We start from the raw sequence: 20,442 nt of genomic DNA on the forward strand, positions 1-20,442 counted from the left end.
CCCTGTTCAATCGGTTTCGCCATGCAAGCCTCCCTCGACCTGCGCCCCGTCGGCTACCTCCACCCCGACGCCGCGACCCTGGTCGCCCGTGTCCAGCAGGAGTACGTCGAGCGCTATGGCTCGCCCGACGAGAGCCCGGTCGACCCGGCGGTCTTCGACCTCCCCGAGGGCCTCTTCCTGGTCGGGTACGACGACGCCGGGACGCCCGTCGCGACCGGCGCCTGGCGCCGGTCACCCGTGCAGGTGCTGGGCGGCTCCAGCGCGGTCGAGGTCAAGCGGATGTTCGTGGTCGCCGAGCAGCGGGGCCGCGGGTTCGCCCGCGCCGTGCTCGCCGCACTCGAGGACTCGGCGCGGGAGGCCGGCCACGACCTGGCCGTCCTGGAGACCGGGCTGCGGCAGCCCGAGGCGATCAGCCTGTACCGCAGCGCCGGCTACGAGGAGGTCCCCGGCTTCGGGTTCTACAAGGACGCCCCGCTGTCGCGGTGCTTCGGCAAGCTGCTCGGCTGACGCTGCCCCCACGCCGACCCGGCAGGAACTGGCCTCGGAATCGCTCTGACCCGGCGCGAACTGGCCCCGAATTCGCATCGACCCGGCAGAACGTGGCCTGCGCTCGAGCTACTTTCTGCCGGGTCGCCGGGATATGCGAGCTACCTTCTGACGGGTCGGCCCCTTCCCGGAGCCATTTCGAGCCGGGTCGGTGTCAGGTCACGTCCCGCCGCCGGACGAGCGCGATGCTGGCGAGGACCGCGAGGACGACGTACACCCCGACGGTGATCGCTGCCCGGGGGCCGGGGACGGTGTCGACGACGCCGGGGGTGCCGTCGCCGACCCCGACGCAGACGATCGAGCCGATCAGCGAGCCGGCGGAGGTGCCGGGCAGCACCGCCGTGAGGTTCTCGACCCAGCCGAGGAGCTGGCCGACGCCGCGCAGCAGGTTCTCGACGACGAGCGCCCACACCAGGCCGAGGCCGACCGAGAGGGCCGGGCCGCGGGCCAGGGTGCCGAGCAGGAAGCCGAGCAGGGCCCACATCTCGAGCACCAGGAAGCCGGCACCGAACGACTGCGCGACCGACCCGGCGGACGGCATCACGACGTCCTGCGACTCGGTGGTCGCGATCAGCAGGGAGACGCCGAGGTCGAGCGCGAAGGTGACGACGAGGGTGCCGACGACGACCGCGGTGAGGGAGAGGACCGAGCCCACCAGGGCCGGCGTACGACGCACCCCCTGCGAGAACAGGGTCTTCCAGGTGCCCCACCCGTAGCCGTTGCCGGCGACGAGCGCGCCCAGCACCATCATCAGCGCGCCGCCGAACATCGGCATGCCCTGCAAGAAGACGTCGGGCACGGCGTCCGGCATCATCTGTGCGAGCTGCTGGGCCCGGGTGGTGCCTTCGTCGCTGAAGCCCGGGTCGCCGCTGGTGTACGACAGATAGGTGAACAGGTAGCCGAACAGCAGGCTCAGCACGAGCCAGGCGCCGAGCGTGATCCACACGGCCGGCCACGCGCGCAGGCGCATCAGCTCGGCCCGGGTGCTGCGGGTGGTGGCGGTCAGGGTGCTCATCGCACGGACTCCTTCTGGCTGGTCATCTCGAAGAAGACCTCCTCGAGGCTGCGCTCGGCAGCGGTGATCTCGTGGACGTCGACACCGGCGCCGACCAGCGCGCGGGCGACGTCGGGCGCACGGTCGGCCGGCAGGGTGAGCAGCAGGCCCTCGGCATCGCGTCGTACGCCGTCGTCGCCGGCCAGCCGCATCGCGACGGCGAGCGCCTCCGGCTCGGGCGTGGCCCGGACCCGCAGCGAGACGCCGCCGCGCAGCTCCGCAACGCCTGCCTCGCGCAGCAGCTGCCCGTCGTTGATGACGGCGACGCGGTGGCAGATCTCCTGCACCTCGGTGAGCAGGTGGCTCGACAGCAGCACGGTCTGGCCGCCGCGGGCCAGGTCGACGACGAGCGCACGCATGTCGGCCATGCCCGCCGGGTCGAGGCCGTTGGTCGGCTCGTCGAGGACGATCAGCTCCGGGTCGCCCATCAGCGCGGCGGCGACGCCGAGACGCTGCTTCATGCCGAGCGAGTAGCCCTTGAACCGGTCGTCTCCGCGGCTCGCGAGGTCGACCCGCTCCAGCACGCGCTCCACCTCGGCGTCGGGCAGGCCGCGGTGCCGGGCCAGGACCCGCAGGTTGGCGCGCCCCGACAGGTAGGGGAAGAAGCCGGGCCCCTCGATCAGCGCGCCGATCGAACCGGTGGCGTACGCCGTGCCGGAGGTCGGCCGGATCAGGCCGAGCAGCATCCGCAGGGTCGTCGTCTTCCCGGCGCCGTTGGGGCCGAGGAAGCCGTAGACCTCGCCACGCTGCACGGTCATCGTGACCCTGTCCACGGCGACCCGGTCCCCGTAGACCTTCGTGAGGTTGTCGGTGGCGGCCACCGTCGTTCCGTGTGCATCCATGGCCCCTACGCTCCCTGCTTCGTGCGGCGAGCGCGTCCGCCCGCACGCGGCTGCGGCGTACGCAGGACTGCGTACGCCGGAGGCTCTCGCCGGCGTACGTCGAGGAGTGCGGGCTCGCCTAGGTTCGGGGCATGGACACGAACGTGTGGCTGGCGAGGCGCTTGTGGTTGATCCCGGTCGCGGTGATCATCACCGGCGGCTCGTTCGCCGTGAACCTCGGGCACGTCGGCCGGGTCGAGGGCGGGGTCGTCGGGCGGGTGCTGGTCGTGGTGCTCGCGGCCGCGGCTGCGACGTCGCTGCTGCTGCTCGACCGGTTCCCCGTGCTGCTGGCGGCGACCGGTGCGCTGAGCGGCGCCTACTTCGCCGTCGGCGGCGAGAACGGTCCGATCTTCTTCGCGCTGATCGTGGCGTCCTTCGTGGTGGCCACCCGGCGGCCCTTCCCCACCTGGTTCCCGCTGCTGCTGACCGCGGCCGTCCTGACCTGGGCGGGCCTCGTGGTTCGCGGCGTTCGGTGGGACGAGCTCGCGGTGGGCGCCTGGCAGGCCATCGGCATCGGCGCGCTGGTGTCCGCGGCCGCCGCGATCGGCAGCATGCTCCGGCAGGGCCGGGCTGCGTGGGTGGACCGTACCTCGCGTGCCGCCGCCGAGGAGCGGCTGCGGATGGCGCAGGACCTCCACGACGGCGTCGGCCACGGCCTGGCGGTGATCGCGATGCAGGCCGGCGTGGCGCTGCACGTCCTCGACCGCGACCCGGCCGCCGCCCGCACCAGCCTGGAGGCGATCCGCACCACCAGCCGCGAGGCCCTCGACGCGCTGCGCACCGAGCTGGCGACGATCGCGGGGGAGCCGGCCCCGCGCCGTCCCGCCTCCGGCGTCGAGGCGATCCCGGCGCTGGTCGAGCGGGTGCGCTCGGCCGGCCTGCGGCTCGAGGTGATCGGCGAGCCCGGCGAGCTGACACCGCAGAGCGGCGCGGCGGCGTACGCGGTGCTCCAGGAGGCGCTGACCAACGTGCTGCGGCACGCCGCCGCCAGCACCGCCACGGTCGTGTGGGAGCGCGGCGCCGACAGCGTGGCGCTGCGCGTCTCGGACGACGGGCACGGCGGCGCCGTGCAGGATGAGGGCATGGGCATCAGCGGCATGCGCTCGCGCGTCGAGGCGCTCGGCGGCACCTTCCGTGCCGGCCCGGTGCCGCACGGTGGGTTCGAGGTCAGCGCGGTGCTGCCCGCATGAGCGCTCCCATCCGGGTCGCGCTCGTCGACGACCAGCCGCTGGTCCGGATGGGCCTGGCCACCCTCGTCGCCGCCGAGCCGGACCTCGAGCTGGCCGGCGAGGCGGGGGACGGACGCGAGGGGCTCGCCCTGCTGCGTCGTACGACGCCCGACGTGGTGCTCTGCGACATCCGGATGCCCGTGCTGGACGGCCTCGGCCTGCTCGCCGAGGTCGCCGCCGACCCGGCCCTCGCCGCGGTCAAGGTGGTCATGCTGACGACCTTCGAGCTCGACGAGTACGTCTTCGAGGCGCTGCGCAACGGCGCCAGCGGCTTCCTGCTCAAGGACGCCGAGCCGACCGCCATCCTTGACGCGGTGCGGGTGGTGGCCGAGGGCGGCTCACTGCTCGCGCCGTCCGTGACCCGCACCGTGATCGACCACTTCGGTGCCAGCCGTGCCGAGCGTCCGCACCCGCGGATCGGCGACCTCACCGAGCGCGAGCGGGAGATCCTCGGCTGGGTCGCGACCGGCATGTCCAACGGTGAGATCGCCGACGCGCTGGTCGTCAGCCCCGACACCGTCCGCACCCACGTCAGCCGGGCGATGGTCAAGCTGCAGGCGCGGGACCGGGCCCAGCTGGTCGTCTTCGCCATCGAGTCCGGGCTGCGGAGGTCCTGACGTCAGCAGGCGCGGTCCCGCACGTCGTCCGGTACGTCGAGCCCGGGCAGGTTGTCCTGCGCCGGGACCGGGGCGCCGAGCACCCGCCGGACCGGGACGTGCCCGCCCCAGATCCCGGCGGTGACGTCCTCCGGCTCGTCGACCGGGTCGCCGGCGCGGGCCTTCATCGACGCCTCGGCGAGCGGTACGGCGAGCACGGCGGTGGCGGCCAGCTCCTTGCGGGTGCTGGGGCGCAGGGTCGCGGAGCGGCCCGGGAGCATGTGGTCGACGATCAGGTCGAGGGCGTGCTGCCGCTCGGCCTCGTCCTCGACGACCCGGGCCTGCCCGATGACCACGGCGGAGCGGTAGTTCATCGAGTGGTGGAAGGCCGAGCGGCCGGCGACCAGCCCGTCGAGCTCGGTGACGGTGACGCACACGGTCGTGCCGGCGGAGGAGCGCAGCCACCGGGCTGCGACCGAGCCGTGCACGTAGAGCGTGCCGCCCTCGTCGGGGCCGTCCACGTCGACCGCGAACGCCGTCGGCAGCACCACCGGGTGGTCGCCGACGGTGACGCCGAGGTGCGCGACCAGGGCGTCGGTCAGCAGGGCCAGCAGGTCGGTGCGCTCGGCGACGGCGCGGTTGCGGCCGCGGCGGATCCGGGTGCGGTCGGTGGGCTCCATGACAACGCTCATGGGTCTATCGTGGTCCGGAAGTGGCCTGCAGGCACGGGCCATTTCACCGCTACTCCGACAGGCCAATTGTGATGCTTCCCGTTCGCCTCGACCGGACCGACCCGAGACCGCTCGGCACCCAGCTCGCCGACCAGGTGCGTCAACTGGTGCTCGACGGCGCGCTCGTCCGTGACGACCGGATGCCCGCGACCCGGCGCCTGGCCGCCGACCTCGGCGTCTCCCGCTCCGTGGTCGAGCAGGCCTTCGACCAGCTGCTCGCCGAGGGCTGGCTGGAGGCGCGGCAGGGGTCCGGGACCTGGGTCGCCGGCGGCACGAGCGGCCGGGCCGCGGCACCCCGCCGTCGTCGTACCCCTGTCGTGGAGCGGCCCCTCGTCATGCTCGACGCCGGCACGCCCTGGATCGACCCGCGGCACCGGGCCGTGTGGCGGCGGGCCTGGCGGGAGGTGTCGGTGGCGACGCCACCGCGGGGGTACGACGACCCGCGCGGACTGCCCGAGCTGCGGGCGCTGCTCGCCGAGCGGCTCGGCCGCGGCCGAGGCCTGGCCGTCGACGCCGAGCGGGTGCGGGTCACCGGCGGCACGGGGGCCGGGCTGCGGCACCTGCTGGCGGTGCTCCCGCGAGCGGCGGTGGCGGTCGAGGACCCCGGCTACCGTGCGGCGGTCGCGACGGTGCTCGAGTCGGGGCGCGAGGTGCGTGACCTCCCGGCGCTCGAGCCGGTCACGGACCTGTCCGGCTGCAGCGCCGCGTACGTGACACCCGCCCACCAGCACCCGCTCGGCCGCGTGATGCCCGCCGCCGACCGGCTGACCCTGCTCGCGACCGCGCGCCGCGACGAGGCGCTGGTGATCGAGGACGACTACGACTCCGAGTTCCGCTACGACGTCGCGCCGGTGCCGGCGCTCGCCTCGCTCGACCGCGACCGGGTCGCGTACCTCGGCACCGCGTCGAAGGCGATCCTGCCGTCGCTGCGGCTGGGCTGGTCGGTCGTGCCGGACCGCCTGCTCGACGCGTACGACGCCCACCGCTCGCTCACCCACGACGCCCCGCCGTGGCCGGTGCAGCGCGCGCTGGTGACCCTGCTGCGCGACGGGTACGTCGACGCGGTGGTCCGCTCGGCCCGCCGGGTCTATGCCGAGCGCGCGCCGCGGGTGGTCGAGGCGCTGTCGCCGTACGCCGGGCTCGCGGGTCCGGTCGCCGGCATGTACTCGACCTGGTTGCTGCCCCACGCCCGCGCGGTGCGGGTGCGGGCGGCCGCCGAGGACGCGGGATTCCGGGTCAACCTGCTGCGCGACTACTGCCGCACGGCCCGGCTCAGCGGCCTGGTGGTCGGCTTCGGTGGTCCGACGGACGACGAGCTGGACCGGGCGCTGGCGGTGCTGGTGGGGGCACTCAGCTCTCGGTGATCCTGACCGGCCGGCCGGCGACGTACCCGACGACGACCTGGACGGCCGCGGTGGCGAGGAGCAGGACGTAGGCGGCCGACCAGGTGCCGGACGCGTCGTGGAGGACGCCGACGAGGAACGGGCCGCCGGCCGCCAGGAGGTAGCCGACGCTCTGCGCCATGGTCGACAGGGAGCCGGTCTGGGTGCTGGAGGTGGTGCGCAGAGCGAACATGGCGAGCACCACGGGGAAGATCGCGCCACCGGCGCCGAGCAGCGCGGCCCACACCCACGCGCCACCGACCGGTGCGATCCACAGGCCCACCCAGCCGGCCGCCGTGAGGGCGGTCAGCGCGAGGACGAGGTGGCCCTGGTGCCGCAGCCGGACCGCGAGCATCGGGGCGACGAAGAAGAACGGCACGCCGATGACGATGCTCGTGGCCAGCAGCAGGCCGGCCGTCGCGTCGCTGAACCCGGCGTCGGCGTACACGCTCGGGAGCCAGCTCATCATCACGTAGGCGTTGAGCGACTGGGTCGCGAAGACCAGGGTGACCGCCCACGCGGTCGGGCTGCGCCACAGCGAGGTGCTGCGGACGTGGGCGCGCTGCGGGTCGCGACGGCGGCAGTACGGCGCCCAGGCGATCCCGGCGGCGACGGCGGTCAGTGCCCACACGCCGAGCCCGACCCGCCAGGAGCCGGCCGCGTCGGCGATCGGCACCGTGGTCGCGGCGCCGACGGCCGAGCCGAGGGAGAGCACGGCGGAGTAGGCGCCGGTCATGGTGCCGATCCGGTGGGGGAAGTGCTCCTTGACGATCGCGGGGATGAGCACGTTCCCGAGCGCGATGCCCGAGCACGCGACCGCCGTGCCCGCGATGAGGGCGGGGGTGCCGTCGAGGACGCGCAGCACCAGGCCGGTCGCGATCAGGGCGAGTGCGGCGACCAGGCCGCGGTCGACGCCGATGCGGCGGGTGACGACCATCGCCGTCGCGCCGACGGCGGCGAAGCACACGACGGGGACCGAGGTCAGCACGCCCTGCGTGGCCGCCGAGACGCCGAGGTCGCCCAGGTGGTCGAGCAGCGCGCCGAGCGAGGTGATCGCGAGGCGCAGGTTGAACGCGACCAGCAGCACGGCGAGTGCGAGCCCCAGGCTGGCGCGGCCGCGCGAGCCTTCGGATGCGGTCGGCGGCAGGGCGGCGGCATCATGGACCACGGCGGACATGCCGTTAGGATACGCAGACATCCGATCATTGGACGAATAACCGGAAGGATTCCCATGCCCCTCGCTCCCACCACGCCCGCCTCGCTGGTCGACCAGGCCATCGCGGGGATGCGTGCGCTGCTGGAGAGTGGTGAGTGGGAGGTCGGCACCCGGGTCCCGCCGGAGCCGGCCCTCGCTGCGGCTCTCGGCGTCAGCCGCAACACCGTGCGCGAGGCGGTCAAGGCGCTCGCGCACCTCGGGCTGCTGCAGGTCCGGCGCGGCGACGGCACGTACGTCGCGGCCACCACCGACATGCAGGCGCTCATGCGCAAGCAGCTCGCCCGGGTCGACATCGCCCACCTGCTGGAGGTCCGGCACGCGATCGAGGTCCGCGCCGCGGCGCTGGCGGCGGAGCGTCGTACCGCTGCCGACCTGGCCTCGATGGACGCGATCATGGACCGCCGCCGCCAGGCGGTGCTGGACGGCGACGGCCCGGCCTTCATCGACGCCGACGTCGACTTCCACTGCGCGGTCGTGGCTGCGGCCCACAACCCGCTCCTCGTCGAGCTCTACGACGGCCTGGTCGAGACCCTGCGCGCCAGCATCGAGCACCCCGGCGCCGCCGACGTGCTCGCCGCCGAGCACGACGCGGTGCTCGACGCGATCCGCGCCGGCGACCCGGCCGTGGCCGCCACCGCCAGCGCGGACCTGCTCGACCACGTCGTCCCCTGACCGGTCACCGGCGGGTGAGCTGGCCGCCGAGGATGGCGGCGAGGGCGAGTGCGAACCCGGCCAGCTGGACCGGCCGCAGCGCCTCACCGAGGACCAGCCAGCCGAGAGCCGCCGCCACGACGGGGGAGAGCAGGCCGAGGAGGGCGGTCGCCACAACCGGCAGCGAGCCCAGGCCGCGGAACCAGAGCAGGTACGCCGCCAGCCCGCCGACCGCGCCGAGCCACAGGTAGCCGCCGGCCGCCGGGGCGTCGATGGCGGGCGGCGCGCCCTCGAGGAGGAAGGTGGTCGGCAGCAGCACCAGGCCGCCGGCGGTCAGCAGCCAGCTCACCAGGACGGGGGAGCTGACGCCGTCGGGGCGTCCCCAGCGGCGGGTCAGGACGACGCCGCTCGCCATCGACAGCGCGCCGCCCAGGCCTGCGAGCAGGCCGACCGGGTCGAGGGTGGCGTCGGGGCCGAGGACGACGAGCGCGACGCCGCCGACGCCGGCGAGAGCCCAGGCGACGCGTGCCGCGGTGGGGTGCTCGCCGAGGAGGGGGAGGGCCAGCGCGATCACCAGCAGCGGCTGGACTGCACCGACCGTCGCGGCGACGCCGCCGGGCAGGCGCTCGGCGGCCACGAAGAGCAGCGGGAAGAACGCGCCGATGTTGAGCGTGCCGAGGGCCAGCGAGCGCCACCACCACGCGCCGCGGGGGAGGCGGCGGAAGACCGCCAGCAGGAGCAGGCCCGCCGGCAACGCGCGGAGCAGTCCGGCGAACATCGGGTGGCCCGGCGGGAGCAGCTCGGTGGTGACCAGGTAGGTCGTGCCCCAGACGGCCGGGGCGAGGGCGGTGAGGGCGGTCAGCCCCGCCGTGCTCGCGGTGCTGCCGGTGGTCGCCTGAGGTGCGGGGCGGTCGAGCGTGGTGGTCATGCGTCCAGCGTCCGCCTGTTCGATCAATGAGTCCAACACATGCTTTTCATTGGATCGATCGTGGATCAAGATGGATCGGTGGAGCTCCAGCAGATGAGGTACGTCGTCGCCATCGCCGAGCACGGGTCCTTCACCCGGGCGGCCGAGTCCTGCTTCGTCGTGCAGTCCGCCCTCAGCCACCAGGTCGCCCGGCTCGAGCAGGAGCTGGGTGTCCGGCTCTTCCACCGCACCAGTCGCCAGGTCCGGCTCAGCGCCGCGGGTCAGGCGTTCCTGCCGATCGCCCGGCAGTGCCTCGACGCGGCGGACCGAGCCCGGGCGGAGGTCGCCGCCGCGACCGGCGAGGTGCGCGGGCCGCTGTCGATCGGCGTCATCCCGACGGTGGCTGCGGTCGACGTGCCGGAGGCGTTGCGGACCTTCCGCGAGCGCTACCCGCAGGTCCAGGTCCGGCTGACCAGCGGCAACAGCGACACGCACGTGCAGCAGGTGGCCGACGGCTCCCTGGACCTGGCCTTCCTCGGCCTGCCCGACGGCTGGGAGATCACCGGCGTCGCCGGGCGCCAGCTCGCGCGAGACCAGCACCGGGCCGTGATGGCGCCCGAGCACCCGCTGGCCGGGCGGTCGCGGCTGACCCTGGCCCGGATCGCCGGCGAGACCTTCGTCGACTTCCCCGCCGGCACGACCGGCCGGCTGCAGTCCGACGGCGCCTTCGCCGACGCCGGGCTGCGGCGCGAGGTCAGCTTCGAGACCACCGACATGCTGCTCATGGGTCGGCTGCTGCGCGCGGGCCTGGCGGTCGCGCTGCTCGCGTCGACGTTCGTGGAGCAGCTGCCCGGCCTGGTCGCCGTACCGGTGACCAGGGCGCCGGTGCGCACCGAGCACGTCGTGTGGGGCCCGTTCGGCCCCTCGCCCGCCGCCGCGGCGTTCCTGGAGCAGGTCGGCGTCGCGGTCTGAGCCTCAGGTCGTCGTCCCGGCCGCCGATGGGCGGGTGTGTCCGTCGTGCGCGCCCTGCTCGCCGTCGCCCTGCTGGCGACGGCGCTGACGCTGCTGCCCGCCTCGGGTGCCGTCGCCGACGACGCGCCGATCGAGGACTACGCGCCGTACGAGCCGCCCACCCGCTGCTCACCCCACGACCGGGTCGGTACCCGGGCCCTGGCGAGGTGGACCGTGCGGCGCTTCGGGGGCGCCTTCGGCGGCATCTCCCGCGCGTGCGGGACCAGCCCCTCGGAGCACGACGAGGGTCGGGCGTTCGACTGGTCGGTCGACGTGCGCCGACCGGCGGACCGGCGGCGGGTCCGTCGCCTGCTCGCCGCGCTCCTCGCCACCGATGCCGCCGGCAACCCCGCCGCACTGGCCCGGCGGATGGGCGTCATGTACGTCATCTGGGACGACACCACCTGGTCGTCCTGGCGCCGGTTCGCCCCCGCGCCGTACCTCAACGCCGCGTGCCCCTCGAAGCGCGAGTGCTCCCGCACCCTGCGGCACCGCGACCACGTGCACATCTCGCTCACCCGGGAGGGCGCGCGGGGTCGGCTGTCCTGGTACACCGGGCGGCTGTAGCCCGGGTCAGGCGGTGCCCAGGGGCGGGCTGAGGCTCACTTCCCCCAGGCGGGGTTCCAGCCCTCGATGTCGCTGGCGGGACGGGTGGAGGGACCGGTGTAGATCGCCGAGGGACGGATCAGGCGGCCGGTCTTCTTCTGCTCGAGGATGTGGGCCGACCAGCCGCCGGTGCGGGCGCAGGTGAACATCGAGGTGAACATGTTGGCCGGGACCTCGGCGAAGTCGAGGACGATCGCCGCCCAGAACTCCACGTTGGTCTCGAGGACGCGGTCGGGACGACGGGAGCGGAGCTCGGCGAGGGCGGCCTTCTCCAGGGCCTCGGCGACCTCGTAGCGGGGCGCGTCGAGCTCGCGAGCGGTACGGCGCAGCACCCGGGCGCGGGGGTCCTCGGCGCGGTAGACCCGGTGGCCGAAGCCCATCAGCCGCTCGCCGGAGTCGAGCAGGCCCTTGACGTAGCCTTCGGCGTCGCCGGACCTCTCGACCTCCTCGATCATGCCGAGCACGCGCGAGGGGGCGCCGCCGTGGAGCGGGCCGCTCATCGCGCCGATCGCGCCGGAGAAGGCGGCGGCGACGTCGGCACCGGTGGAGGTGATCACGCGCGCGGTGAAGGTGGAGGCGTTCATGCCGTGCTCGGCCGCGGAGGACCAGTACGCGTCGATCGCGTGGGCGTGCTTCGGGTCCGCCTCGCCCCGCCAGCGGATGAGGAACTTCTCGGCGAGCGTCCTGCCCTCGTCGACCAGCTTCTGCGGGACGACGGGCAGGTGGATGTCGCGCGCCGACTGGCCGGCGTAGGACAGGACCATGACGGCCACGCGGGCGAGGTCCGCGCGGGCCTGCTCGTCGGAGATGTCGTAGGTCTGGCCGAAGCCGAAGGCCGGGGCGAGCATCGCGATCGCGGCCTGGACGTCGACGCGGACGTCGCCGGTGTGGACCGGGAGGCTGAACGCCTCGGCCGGCGGCAGGCCGGGGGTGAAGGAGCCGTCGATCAGCAGGCCCCAGACGTTCTCGAAGGGGACCCGGCCGGCCAGGTCCTCGATGTCGACACCGCGGTAGCGCAGCGCCGAGCCTTCCTTGTCGGGCTCCGCGATCTGGGTCTCGAAGGCGACGACGCCCTCCAGTCCGTGATGTACCTCAGGCATCGGCGTGCTCCTTCGTTCGACGGTGCGGACGCTCCGAGCCGGGCGGTCCGCGGGCCACCCGGCATTCTGCCCCAAGGCCCCCCAGGACCGTTCCGGGCGGTTCCCTAGGGTGGCCCCATGACCATCGGACCCGACCTGGCCGCGCTGCGCCGGGAGTACGGCGAGCAGGGGCTCGTCGAGGCCGCCGTACCGCCCTCGCCGTGGCCGCTGTGGCAGTCCTGGTTCGACGCCGTGTCGGACGCAGGGGTGCACGAGCCCAACGCGATGGTGGTCGCGACCGTCGACCCCGACGGCTCGCCGTCGGCGCGGATGGTGCTGCTCAAGGGGGTGGTGGCCGACGGGCCGGACGACGGGTTCACGTTCTTCACCAACACGGCCTCCCGCAAGGGGGAGGCACTGGCCGCCGAGCCCCGCTGCGCGCTGCTGTTCCCGTGGCACCCCCTCGAGCGGCAGGTCCGGGTCGAGGGGACCGCCCACCCGCTGAGTGCGGACCAGGTCGCGGCGTACTTCGCCACCCGCCCGCGCGGCGCCCAGGTCGGAGCCTGGGCCTCACCCCAGTCGCAGGTGGTCGACGGGCGGGCCGAGCTGGACCGGCGCTACGCCGAGGCGGAGGACCGGTTCGCCGGTGCCGAGGTGCCGGTGCCGCCGGCGTGGGGCGGGTACCGCGTCCAGCCGTCGTCCTTCGAGTTCTGGCAGGGCCGCGCCGGCCGGATGCACGACCGGCTTCGCTACGCCCGTACGTCGAGCGGCTGGGAGCTGACCCGGCTGGCGCCCTGACCCTGGCTCTGGGGCAGCCCGCTGTCGGAGGGCCGGTCGGCCCTCTGGGCCGCCGCGTAGATCGCGGCCAGCGCGATCAGCACCGCCAGCACCGCGACCAGGATGAAGGTCTCCCGGCGGCCCGTGCCGGTCGCCGGCGAAGGCGGCGCGGCGACGGGCGCGGGGTCCGGTTCGCGCTCGACCACCGGCTCGATCACGGGCTCGGGCACCGGCTCGGCGGCGACCGGTTGCCGGTGGTGGGTGTGGTGGTGGGACTTCCGACGGCTGCTGCGCCGGCGCCGGACCACGTCGCCACCGAGGCCGGGCACCTGGCCTGCGCCCTCCAGCGGCTCGAACCGCGGGACGGCGTGCTCGGTCACCACGACCCGGCGCAGCGCCTCGTGCTCGTCGTCGGGCAGGTCCGCCGGCAGGTCGGCAGCGACGATCTCCGGATCGGGCCCGGTGGCCTCGGGGACCTCGTCGTCCGGCGCGTCGACGAGGGGTACCTCGCGGGCGGGGATCAGCAGCGAGCGGAACTCGTCGTGCTCCCGCGCGCGCTCCTGGGCGCGCAGGATGTCGCGGGGATCGGTTCGGTCGTCGGCGGCCACGGGGACATCTTCGCGGATCCCGGCCGGCGTCCGCCCGGAGGTGGGCCAACCGGCGCGAACCGGCGGCCCGAGCACGCCACGGGGCCGCGCGACCGGGTGCGGAGGCGAGGAGCCGCTACTCGGCCACCGGCGCCAGCCGTCGGCACACCTGCGCCGCGATCGTCTCGACCGCGGGCTCGCGGGCGATCCCGGCGGCGACGGCCCGCGCCCGGACCCGGTACGACGGCTCGTCGAGCACCCGCCGCAGCGCCCCGGCCAGCTCGGCGGGTCGCCGGACCCGCACCGCCACTCCGGCGTCCACGAGCCGGGCCGCGTGGTCGAACTGGTCGTAGTCGACCGGCCACACGACCGACGGCAGCCCCGCGGCGAGGGTGTGGCCCAGCACGCCGGCGCCGCCGTGGTGGACCACCGCGTCGAAGCGCGGCAGGTCGCGGGCGTAGTCGACGTACTCGTGCACCACCACGCCCGGCGGCACCTGCGGGACCGCGCCCGTGCCGCCCAGGCTGACGTGCACCTCGACGTCGGGCAGCTCGCGAGCCGCTGACGCGGCCCGGGCGACCAGGGTGGCCTTGTGCCACGGCAGGTGCGTCCCGGCGGTCACCAGCACGGCGCGCCGTCGAGCGTCGAGGACCAGTGGGGGCGCGGCGGACGGCGGCGTGTGCAGCACCGGTCCGACGTACCGGACCGCGGCGGGCAGCGCCCGCGGGTACTCGACCGCCTCCGGCGTCAGCGCGAACACCCGCTCGGCCGAGTAGATCGACTCCGAGCCGTCCGGGCGGTACTGGCGGGTGATGCCGACGTCGGCGAGCCGCACGCCGGCCAGTCGCGGGGCGAGCCGCTTGAACCCGCGCACCCACGACCTCCCGACGGCGTCGCGTCCGCGGCCCAGGGCCGAGCGGCCGGGACGCCATCCGCCGAGGTACGACGGTGGCCCGGCCCGCCCCTCGATCGCGCACGGCGAGGGATGGGTGGTCCACCAGGGCACGCCGATCTCGTCGGCCGCCGTGCCCACCGCGCCCATCGTGAAGTCCGCGATCACCAGGTCCGGGCGCTGCGCGGCCCACGCGACCAGCAGCTCGCGCCGGAAGTCGGCCTGCAGCGCGACCGCCGCACGGAACTGGCGCAGGAGCAGGCGCGGGTTGCTGCCGATCCGGTACGGCGGGTTCACGACCGTCTCGATCACCTCGTCGGCGCCGTCCAGCAGGGCCAGGCCGGTGACGCCGGACGCGGCGATCGCCGGCAGCGCGGCGGCGGTGCTGATCACCCGGACGTCCAGCCCGGGCTCGGCGGCCAGTCGGGCGGCGATGCCGAGCACCGGGTGCAGGTGTCCCGCCATCGGGGGCGCGACCAGGTCGACCCGCCTCATGCGGCCTCCCCGGTCAGCTCGGCGACGAGCCCGGCGCACAGCGCGGCCAGCTCCGGCGCGGCGAGGTAGTCGAGGTGCCCGGCGGAGACCTCGACGTCGTGCGGCCACCAGCGCGCGAGGTGGTCCGACCGGCTGCCGACACGGATGGTCCGGCAGGCCGGCGGCCGGGTGGCGACGGCGCCGTACGCGACGACGGTGAGCCGGTCCAGCACCTCGGCGGGCAGCCCGAGGCGCCCCAGCAGGTCCAGGCCGATCGACCCGGCCAGCACGAGGGTCCGGTCGGCGGCCCGCAGCTGGGCCTCGACCAGCGGCCGGTTCCGTCGCGTCCAGCGGGCACGCAGCAGCCGGATCCGCCAGAACAGCACGAGGTGCCGCAGGCTCGCGAGCCACAACGGCACGGCGTGGTACGGCGCCAGCGCGGCGTCGTAGGGGAAGTTCAGCCGGACCTTCGCGGTCTCCGGGACCGGCAGGCGGTCGAGGAAGGCGTCCTGGACCGGCGAGAGCGCGCACGAGCGGGGGTCGCTCTGGCCGGTCAGGTGCAGGACCTGCAGCCTCATGACGGCCTCACCGGACGGGTGAGAAGTCGTCGTCGGAACGCACCCGGTAGGTGCGTGTGCGCCAGCGGATGGTGCGCTGCACTGCGCCGTGGCCGAGGTGCGCCGGTTGCAGCAGCTCGGAGACGAGCGACGGCAGTGGTGCGTGCAGGGATCGCCCGTAGACGCGGCGGTGCACGACCTGCAGCAGCACCCAGCGGCCGCCGAGCAGCGCCACCAGCGGGCCGGGCCGGCGCGTGCGGACCGAGCCGGCCAGCACCGCCCAGAGCAGGTTCGGGTGGATGCCGTGCAGCACGCTGATCGCAGCGACCGTGCCGGGCGGCTGGCGGCGCAGCAGCAGGTTGGCGAAGAGCATCCAGCGGTGCATCAGCCGCACGTAGTGGCCGGGGGACTCGACAGTCGTGGTGATCCACTGCGGCGACGCCGTCTGGCAGATCGTCCCGCCGCGGCGCTGCACCGCGCCGGCGACGGCGAGGTCGTCGGTGAGGTTGCGCAGGATCGGCGTGAACCCGCCGATCGCCCGCAGGTCGGCCACCCGCATCGCCCAGCACATCCCGTTGATCGTCACCGGCGCCATCGGCAGGTAGGTCAGGGCCGCGTTGTTGTCGACGAACTGCTCGACGAGCCGGGCCCACGGCGTCCGCCCGGGCAGGTACGCCGGCAGCCCGGTCGCCAGTGTCGCCCGCTCGAGACCGCCGAGGAGGGCGCCGAGGCTGGCGCGGGGGAGCCGGGTGTCGTCGTCGAGGACGAGGAGCACCTCGTCGTCGGCGCAGTCGTCCAGCGCCGGCTGGAGCTTGGCGAGCTTGGGGTTCACGCCGTCCGGCGCGGGCGGGCAGAGCCGCACCTCCAGCCGGGGCGCCGGGCCGATCCGCTCCACGACCCGCTGCGCCTCCGCGTCGTCCTCGTCGACCAGCCACACGAACCTCGCGCCGCCCAGGGACAGCAGGTTGTCGCGCAACGCGTCCTCGAGCCCGGGGTCGCCGGACAGGATCGGCTGCACCACGACCACCCGGGCGATCGCCTCGGTGGAGGGCTCGACCGCTGCCGGTGCCCGGGACGCGGCCCGCAGCGCGGTGACGGTCTTGCCGGCCTGCAAGGCGAGGTAGCCGAGGGTGGCCATCGTGGTCAGGCGGCCGGTGGGGCGTACTTCTCGACCGTCTCTCGCGCGGCTCACAGGTGCTCCCTCTGCCATGCCACGAACTCCTCGACCCCCTGCGCCACCGACACCGCCGGTGCCCCGAGGTCGCGCAGCATCTTGTCGGGCACGAAGGTCTTGGACCAGCTCAGCACTCCCACGCCGTAGGGGGTGATCGGCGGCTCGCCCGGCAGGCGCAGCACCCGCCACGCCCGCTCCAGCACGCTCGCCGCCCGCATCGCGGTGGTCAGGCTGACCTCGCGGGTGGGCGGGTCGAAGCCGAGCTGCGTGATCACGTCGAGCAGCATCGCCTGGATCTCGACCGGCTCGGCGTTGGTGAGGTTGTAGACGCCGCCGAGGTCGGGCCGGGAGGCCAGCTGGAGCAGGTAGTCGGCGAGGTTGTCGACGTAGATCAGGTCGCCCACCGCGGGCGTCTCGCGGCCGGTCAGCCGAGGCACCCGTTCGGCCTTCGCCGCCGCGATGATCCGCGGGAAGAGCACCGTGTCGCCGGGACCGAAGACCGCGCGAGGCCGGGCGATCACCCAGGAACCCCCGTAGGTGCGGACGATCCGCTCCGAACCGGCCTTGGTGCGGGCGTAGTCGTTGGCGAAGTCCGGGCCGACCGGCGAGTCCTCGGTGAGGTCGAGCTGGTCGCCGTCGCGGTAGAGCACGGAGGACGACGAGACGTGCACCAGTCGCGGCCTGCCCAGCCGCGTGCACCAGTCGACGACGGTCCGGGTGGCCAGCTCGTTGTCGCGCACGTACTCCCTGCGGGGTGCGTACGGGGTCGCCCGGGCCGCGCAGTGGATCACCGCGTCGGGCTGCCACGGCAGGTCCGGCAGCTGTGCCGGGGAGACCCGTCCGAGGTCGACGCTGAGGTAGCCCGGCCGGTCCAGCCGGCGCCGGCCGATCCCGACCACCTCGTGCCCGGCCGCGGTGGCCCGCTCCCACAGCCGTCCGCCCACGAACCCGGACGCACCGGTCACCAGCAGCCTCACGGGGTGGGTCATGACACCTTCCTGATCCGTCGTCGCTTCGCGTCCGGCGCCTCCACCGGCCACGCCATCGGTACGACGGCCGGTGCCGTCGCGCCCAGCCGCCGCGCCAGCAGCCCGATCTCCGTGGCGACCCGCTCCATCGCACCGGACGAACCGGCGGTGGTCGCCAGCCGCCACTCGGCGCCGTGCTGCTCGATCCGGTAGTCGCCCAGGTCCCCGGCGAGCGCGACCGCGTGGCGCAGCACGTCGGGGTAGACCGGCACGTCGCCGAGGGCGAGGACGTCGTCGGCCCGGCCCAGCACGGCGTGGATCGATCGGCCGGGCCGGCCGCACGGGCATGGGCCGGGCGCGGCGAGCAGGACGTCGTCGAGGCGGTGGCGCACGACGTACTGCGTGGTCCGGGTGAAGTCGGTGACGACCGGGTGGAAGCGCTGGTGGTCGATCCACTCGGGCTCGACGTGCACGTGGGCCTCGTTGAGGTGCAGCCGGCCGGCGGGACAGCTGACCGCGAGCAGGCCCTCGGTGGCCTGGTAGATCTGCTCGACCGGTCGCCCGAACGCCTCGCGGATGACGGCCTCGTCGTCGGGTTCGAGGGTCTCCGCGACCGAGACGACCTGCAGCGGGCGCAGCCCGGCCGGCTTCGCGGAGGCGATCTGGCGCAGCACGCTCGCAGGAGCGACGAGGACGTCGGTCCCCGGTAGGTCGGGAAGGTGGGCCGCTACGGGCAGGGTCAGGTCGTGCCACGAGAACGACACCCGCCTGCTGCCGAGGGTCTCGTAGAGGTTGCTGTTGGCGCGCAGGAACAGCGCGATCCGCAGCGGCCGCGTCAGCAGCGTCCGCAGGCAGGCCGTGGACATGAGCTGCCCCATCAGGATCCCTGCCCACAGGCGGCTCTCCGCCTCCGAGACGAGGAAGACGCCGCGGGTCCCGGAGGTGCCCGACGACAGGCCGACGGTCACCCCGCCGGGCAGCCGGTCGGTGAAGGTGCGGGACCGTTCGGCGGCCTCGGCGACGGCCAGCGCCCGGTCGAGCGTGATGCCGTGGCGGTTGAACGCGGCGAAGTCGGCGAGCACCGTCCGCTTGTCGACGACCGGCAGTCCGGACAGCGGCCGACCTGCGAAAGGCGCGTAGAACCGGGCCTTCGGCAGCTCCTCGCGCAGGAAGCGGTCGAGCGCGCGTGCCCGTGCGGCGTCGTACCGACGGGGGAGGAGCCAGCGCTCGCGGGCGAAGGCGGCGGCCACCGCCGCCTGGGAGCCGGCCATCAGTGCCCGGCGTACCAGGCCGCGTGGCCCTCGGGGCAGTGCGCGGGGAGGATCAGCAGGTCGTCGTGCGCGGCGTCGAGGACGTGCAGCACGCCGAGCGTGCGGACCGTCGAGTCCCAGTCGTGCATGACGCCCTTCGCCAGCCGGGACGGCGGCTTGAGGTCGCGGAACGAGCGCGAGGTCCACGCCGCGTCGCCGACCAGCAGCACCTGCCGGCCGCCGGAGGTGAACAACAGGCCGAGGTGGCCGGGCATGTGGCCGGGCAGGTCGACGGCAAGCAGGCTGCGGTCGCCGAGCAGGTCCCAGGTGCGCAGGCCGCCGACCTCGACCTCCGAGAAGGCGTCTACCGGGTCGAGCCGGTCGCGCAGGTCGGCGGGCAGCAGCGCCGGCAGGATCGCGTGGCGCACGGCGTTGATCCCGCGCAGGGACAGGGCGTGCTCGGCGCCGGCCGCACCGGCGATGATCCGTGCCTGCGGGTGGTCGAGCAGGCCACCGACGTGGTCGCCGTGGAAGTGGGAGACCACGATCCGGCGTACGTCGCCCGGGTCGACGTCGAGCGCCTCGAGCTGCCGCGGCAGGTGCTCCTCCGGGCGCAGGGTCACCGGGAGGGTGTTGCGGTAGAGCAGCTCGGGCAGCCGGCTGGTCGCGTCCATGAAGTGCTGGGAGTAACCGGTGTCGAACAGCGTCCAGCCCTGGGTCGGGTGGTGCAGCGCGCCGACGTACGACGGGAACTCGACGATCCGCAGTCGTCCGCCCTGGCGGGCCATCGCCTCGGGGCCCTTGCAGTGGCCCACGCGCAGCCAGTGGAAGGTGACCTCGGGCTGGTCGGTCAGTAGCACAGCACCACCCCGCCCATGCTGAGCCCGGCGCCGGTGCCGAGCAGGAGCGCCCGGTCGCCGCGCTGCAGGCGGCCGGACTCGATCGCGGCGTGCAGCGCCGACGGCAGCGATGCCCCGACCTGGTTGCCGTGGTCGGCGTAGATGTCCACCAGCCGGCCCTCCTCGATCCCGAAGTGGTGCTGGACCCAGGCCAGCGCGTGGTGGCTCGCCTGGTGCGGTACGACGACCGGCAGGTCGGCCATGGTGGTGCCCGCCGAGGCGAGCAGCCGGTCGACGAACGGCGGCAGGTGCTTGACCGCGAGCCGGAACACGGCGCCGCCCTCCATCCGGAACCGGCCCCAGTCGGCGTACTCGCCGTCGACCCGGTCCGGAGCGAACCGCGAGCCGCCACCGCGGATCTCGCAGGTGTGCGCGCCCTCGCTGTGGGTGGCGAAGTCGGCGGCAAGGACGGCCGACCCGGTCTCGCCGGCGTGCCCGACCACAGCCGCGGCGGCACCGTCGCCGAAGATCCCGGACGCGCCGAGGTCCGACCAGTCGAGGCCGACCGAGGCCAGGTCGCTGGACACGATGAGGATCCGCTCGTGCCGTCCGGCGTCGACGAGCGTGGCCGCCAGGTCGAGGGCGACCAGGAAGCTCAGGCAGCTGGCGTTGACGTCCCACGCCGCGATCGGCCGCGCCGGAGCGAGCTCCTCGTGCAGCAGGGCCGCGTTGCAGGGCAGCGGCTGGTCGGGCGTCGCGCTGGCGCCGATGATCACGTCGACGTCGTCGAGGGTGATGCCGGCCGCCGCCAGGGCCTTGCGCGCGGCGCGGGCGCCGAGCTCCGCGGCCGAGCCGCGCTCGACGTACCGGACCCGCACACCGGTCCGTGCCTCGACGGTGCCGGGCGGGAGCCCGAGGCGCTCGTCCATCGCGGCGCTGGTGACGGCCTCGTCGGGCCGCACCGCACCCGTGCCGAGGATCCGCAGGGCGCGGGGGCCGAGAGCAGGCATGGCGACGAGGATAGTCAGCCGGGCA

At 74.6% G+C, this 20,442-nt stretch carries 22 protein-coding genes; 8 read left to right on the top strand and 14 right to left on the bottom strand.

Annotated features, from left to right (window positions below):
* Positions 1-21: 21 nt before the first annotated feature.
* Positions 22-507, top strand: a complete 486-nt coding sequence (locus tag BJ958_RS23585; RefSeq protein ID WP_179729246.1) for a GNAT family N-acetyltransferase — start codon at positions 22-24, stop codon at positions 505-507.
* A gap of 193 nt (positions 508-700) precedes the next feature.
* On the opposite strand, the gene BJ958_RS23590 is transcribed toward BJ958_RS23585, so the two are convergent.
* Entirely contained in the window at positions 701-1,561 is an 861-nt protein-coding gene (locus tag BJ958_RS23590; RefSeq protein WP_179729247.1) for an ABC transporter permease, read from the bottom strand.
* Positions 1,558-2,442: an ABC transporter ATP-binding protein gene (locus BJ958_RS23595; protein ID WP_179729248.1), complete on the bottom strand. Its 885-nt coding sequence runs from the start codon at positions 2,440-2,442 to the stop codon at positions 1,558-1,560. Before BJ958_RS23595 ends, BJ958_RS23590 begins: the two co-directional genes overlap by 4 nt.
* A 131-nt stretch (positions 2,443-2,573) precedes the next feature.
* Between BJ958_RS23595 and BJ958_RS23600 the strand changes: the two genes are divergently transcribed.
* Positions 2,574-3,671, top strand: coding sequence for a sensor histidine kinase (locus BJ958_RS23600; RefSeq protein WP_179729249.1), 1,098 nt, complete (start codon positions 2,574-2,576; stop codon positions 3,669-3,671).
* The gene (locus tag BJ958_RS23605; RefSeq protein ID WP_179729250.1) at positions 3,668-4,327 is read left to right on the top strand and encodes a response regulator; all 660 of its coding nucleotides are present in this window, start codon (positions 3,668-3,670) and stop codon (positions 4,325-4,327) included. Before BJ958_RS23600 ends, BJ958_RS23605 begins: the two co-directional genes overlap by 4 nt.
* 2 nt (positions 4,328-4,329) lie before the next feature.
* Here BJ958_RS23605 and BJ958_RS23610 read toward each other — a convergent pair whose 3' ends face one another.
* Complete coding sequence (locus BJ958_RS23610) at positions 4,330-4,998, bottom strand: pyridoxamine 5'-phosphate oxidase family protein (protein WP_179729251.1); 669 nt, start codon at positions 4,996-4,998, stop codon at positions 4,330-4,332.
* A 71-nt stretch (positions 4,999-5,069) separates the two neighbouring features.
* On the opposite strand from BJ958_RS23610, the gene BJ958_RS23615 reads away from it, so the two are divergent.
* Positions 5,070-6,401 carry an aminotransferase-like domain-containing protein gene (locus BJ958_RS23615; RefSeq protein ID WP_179729252.1) on the top strand — a complete coding sequence of 444 codons (1,332 nt, stop codon included), beginning with the start codon at positions 5,070-5,072 and terminating at the stop codon, positions 6,399-6,401.
* Here the strand turns inward: BJ958_RS23615 and BJ958_RS23620 are convergent.
* A complete protein-coding gene (locus BJ958_RS23620; RefSeq protein ID WP_179729253.1) occupies positions 6,388-7,596 on the bottom strand; it encodes a CynX/NimT family MFS transporter in 1,209 nt (402 codons plus the stop codon). The two genes, BJ958_RS23615 and BJ958_RS23620, sit on opposite strands and share 14 nt — an antisense overlap.
* Positions 7,597-7,650: 54 nt before the next feature.
* Here BJ958_RS23620 and BJ958_RS23625 point away from each other — a divergent pair, with 54 nt between their 5' ends.
* Complete coding sequence (locus BJ958_RS23625) at positions 7,651-8,307, top strand: FadR/GntR family transcriptional regulator (RefSeq protein WP_179729254.1); 657 nt, start codon at positions 7,651-7,653, stop codon at positions 8,305-8,307.
* A gap of 4 nt (positions 8,308-8,311) precedes the next feature.
* Here the strand turns inward: BJ958_RS23625 and BJ958_RS23630 are convergent, their stop codons facing one another.
* The gene (locus BJ958_RS23630; protein WP_179729255.1) at positions 8,312-9,214 is read right to left on the bottom strand and encodes an EamA family transporter; all 903 of its coding nucleotides are present in this window, start codon (positions 9,212-9,214) and stop codon (positions 8,312-8,314) included.
* Positions 9,215-9,292: 78 nt separating this feature from the next.
* Here BJ958_RS23630 and BJ958_RS23635 point away from each other — a divergent pair, with 78 nt between their 5' ends.
* Entirely contained in the window at positions 9,293-10,165 is an 873-nt protein-coding gene (locus BJ958_RS23635; protein WP_179729256.1) for a LysR substrate-binding domain-containing protein, read from the top strand.
* A gap of 36 nt (positions 10,166-10,201) precedes the next feature.
* Complete coding sequence (locus BJ958_RS23640; RefSeq protein ID WP_179729257.1) at positions 10,202-10,771, top strand: VldE C-terminal domain-containing protein; 570 nt, start codon at positions 10,202-10,204, stop codon at positions 10,769-10,771.
* Positions 10,772-10,806: 35 nt separating this feature from the next.
* Here the strand turns inward: BJ958_RS23640 and BJ958_RS23645 are convergent, their stop codons facing one another.
* Positions 10,807-11,910: a citrate synthase 2 gene (locus tag BJ958_RS23645; protein ID WP_179729258.1), complete on the bottom strand. Its 1,104-nt coding sequence runs from the start codon at positions 11,908-11,910 to the stop codon at positions 10,807-10,809.
* A 117-nt stretch (positions 11,911-12,027) separates the two neighbouring features.
* On the opposite strand from BJ958_RS23645, the gene pdxH reads away from it, so the two are divergent.
* Complete coding sequence (gene pdxH / locus BJ958_RS23650) at positions 12,028-12,687, top strand: pyridoxamine 5'-phosphate oxidase (RefSeq protein WP_218865947.1); 660 nt, start codon at positions 12,028-12,030, stop codon at positions 12,685-12,687.
* Here pdxH and BJ958_RS23655 read toward each other — a convergent pair.
* From BJ958_RS23655 to BJ958_RS23690, 8 genes are all read right to left on the bottom strand, one after another.
* Positions 12,639-13,274 (bottom strand): hypothetical protein, encoded by a 636-nt coding sequence (locus BJ958_RS23655; protein WP_179729259.1) that lies wholly within the window; start codon positions 13,272-13,274, stop codon positions 12,639-12,641. The genes pdxH and BJ958_RS23655 overlap by 49 nt on opposite strands.
* Before the next feature lie 115 nt (positions 13,275-13,389).
* Positions 13,390-14,640, bottom strand: a complete 1,251-nt coding sequence (locus BJ958_RS23660) for a nucleotide disphospho-sugar-binding domain-containing protein (protein WP_179729260.1) — start codon at positions 14,638-14,640, stop codon at positions 13,390-13,392.
* On the bottom strand, positions 14,637-15,197 hold the full coding sequence (locus BJ958_RS23665; protein WP_179729261.1) for a hypothetical protein: 561 nt from the start codon (positions 15,195-15,197) through the stop codon (positions 14,637-14,639). Before BJ958_RS23665 ends, BJ958_RS23660 begins: the two co-directional genes overlap by 4 nt.
* A 7-nt stretch (positions 15,198-15,204) precedes the next feature.
* Positions 15,205-16,368, bottom strand: coding sequence for a glycosyltransferase (locus tag BJ958_RS23670; protein WP_179729262.1), 1,164 nt, complete (start codon positions 16,366-16,368; stop codon positions 15,205-15,207).
* Positions 16,365-17,339, bottom strand: a complete 975-nt coding sequence (locus BJ958_RS23675; protein WP_179729263.1) for an NAD-dependent epimerase/dehydratase family protein — start codon at positions 17,337-17,339, stop codon at positions 16,365-16,367. The genes BJ958_RS23670 and BJ958_RS23675 overlap by 4 nt, the downstream gene beginning before the upstream one ends.
* The gene (locus tag BJ958_RS23680; protein ID WP_179729264.1) at positions 17,336-18,589 is read right to left on the bottom strand and encodes a F390 synthetase-related protein; all 1,254 of its coding nucleotides are present in this window, start codon (positions 18,587-18,589) and stop codon (positions 17,336-17,338) included. The genes BJ958_RS23675 and BJ958_RS23680 overlap by 4 nt, the downstream gene beginning before the upstream one ends.
* Positions 18,589-19,428, bottom strand: coding sequence for an MBL fold metallo-hydrolase (locus BJ958_RS23685; RefSeq protein ID WP_179729265.1), 840 nt, complete (start codon positions 19,426-19,428; stop codon positions 18,589-18,591). Before BJ958_RS23685 ends, BJ958_RS23680 begins: the two co-directional genes overlap by 1 nt.
* Complete coding sequence (locus tag BJ958_RS23690; RefSeq protein ID WP_179729266.1) at positions 19,419-20,417, bottom strand: 3-oxoacyl-[acyl-carrier-protein] synthase III C-terminal domain-containing protein; 999 nt, start codon at positions 20,415-20,417, stop codon at positions 19,419-19,421. Before BJ958_RS23690 ends, BJ958_RS23685 begins: the two co-directional genes overlap by 10 nt.
* Positions 20,418-20,442: the final 25 nt, after the last annotated feature.

The organism is Nocardioides kongjuensis, assembly GCF_013409625.1.
Taxonomy (GTDB): Bacteria; Actinomycetota; Actinomycetes; order Propionibacteriales; family Nocardioidaceae; genus Nocardioides; species Nocardioides kongjuensis.

Excerpts from the sequence above, each read along its gene's own strand:
- BJ958_RS23585 (WP_179729246.1), top strand. The coding sequence starts at position 22 with ATGCAAGCCTCCCTCGACCTGCGCCCCGTCGGCTACCTCCACCCCGAC.
- BJ958_RS23590 (WP_179729247.1), bottom strand. The coding sequence starts at position 1,561 with ATGAGCACCCTGACCGCCACCACCCGCAGCACCCGGGCCGAGCTGATG.
- BJ958_RS23595 (WP_179729248.1), bottom strand. The coding sequence starts at position 2,442 with ATGGATGCACACGGAACGACGGTGGCCGCCACCGACAACCTCACGAAG.
- BJ958_RS23600 (WP_179729249.1), top strand. The coding sequence starts at position 2,574 with ATGGACACGAACGTGTGGCTGGCGAGGCGCTTGTGGTTGATCCCGGTC.
- BJ958_RS23605 (WP_179729250.1), top strand. The coding sequence starts at position 3,668 with ATGAGCGCTCCCATCCGGGTCGCGCTCGTCGACGACCAGCCGCTGGTC.
- BJ958_RS23610 (WP_179729251.1), bottom strand. The coding sequence starts at position 4,998 with ATGAGCGTTGTCATGGAGCCCACCGACCGCACCCGGATCCGCCGCGGC.
- BJ958_RS23615 (WP_179729252.1), top strand. The coding sequence starts at position 5,070 with ATGCTTCCCGTTCGCCTCGACCGGACCGACCCGAGACCGCTCGGCACC.
- BJ958_RS23620 (WP_179729253.1), bottom strand. The coding sequence starts at position 7,596 with ATGTCCGCCGTGGTCCATGATGCCGCCGCCCTGCCGCCGACCGCATCC.
- BJ958_RS23625 (WP_179729254.1), top strand. The coding sequence starts at position 7,651 with ATGCCCCTCGCTCCCACCACGCCCGCCTCGCTGGTCGACCAGGCCATC.
- BJ958_RS23630 (WP_179729255.1), bottom strand. The coding sequence starts at position 9,214 with ATGACCACCACGCTCGACCGCCCCGCACCTCAGGCGACCACCGGCAGC.
- BJ958_RS23645 (WP_179729258.1), bottom strand. The coding sequence starts at position 11,910 with ATGCCTGAGGTACATCACGGACTGGAGGGCGTCGTCGCCTTCGAGACC.
- pdxH (WP_218865947.1), top strand. The coding sequence starts at position 12,028 with ATGACCATCGGACCCGACCTGGCCGCGCTGCGCCGGGAGTACGGCGAG.
- BJ958_RS23660 (WP_179729260.1), bottom strand. The coding sequence starts at position 14,640 with ATGAGGCGGGTCGACCTGGTCGCGCCCCCGATGGCGGGACACCTGCAC.
- BJ958_RS23665 (WP_179729261.1), bottom strand. The coding sequence starts at position 15,197 with ATGAGGCTGCAGGTCCTGCACCTGACCGGCCAGAGCGACCCCCGCTCG.
- BJ958_RS23675 (WP_179729263.1), bottom strand. The coding sequence starts at position 17,339 with ATGACCCACCCCGTGAGGCTGCTGGTGACCGGTGCGTCCGGGTTCGTG.
- BJ958_RS23680 (WP_179729264.1), bottom strand. The coding sequence starts at position 18,589 with ATGGCCGGCTCCCAGGCGGCGGTGGCCGCCGCCTTCGCCCGCGAGCGC.
- BJ958_RS23690 (WP_179729266.1), bottom strand. The coding sequence starts at position 20,417 with ATGCCTGCTCTCGGCCCCCGCGCCCTGCGGATCCTCGGCACGGGTGCG.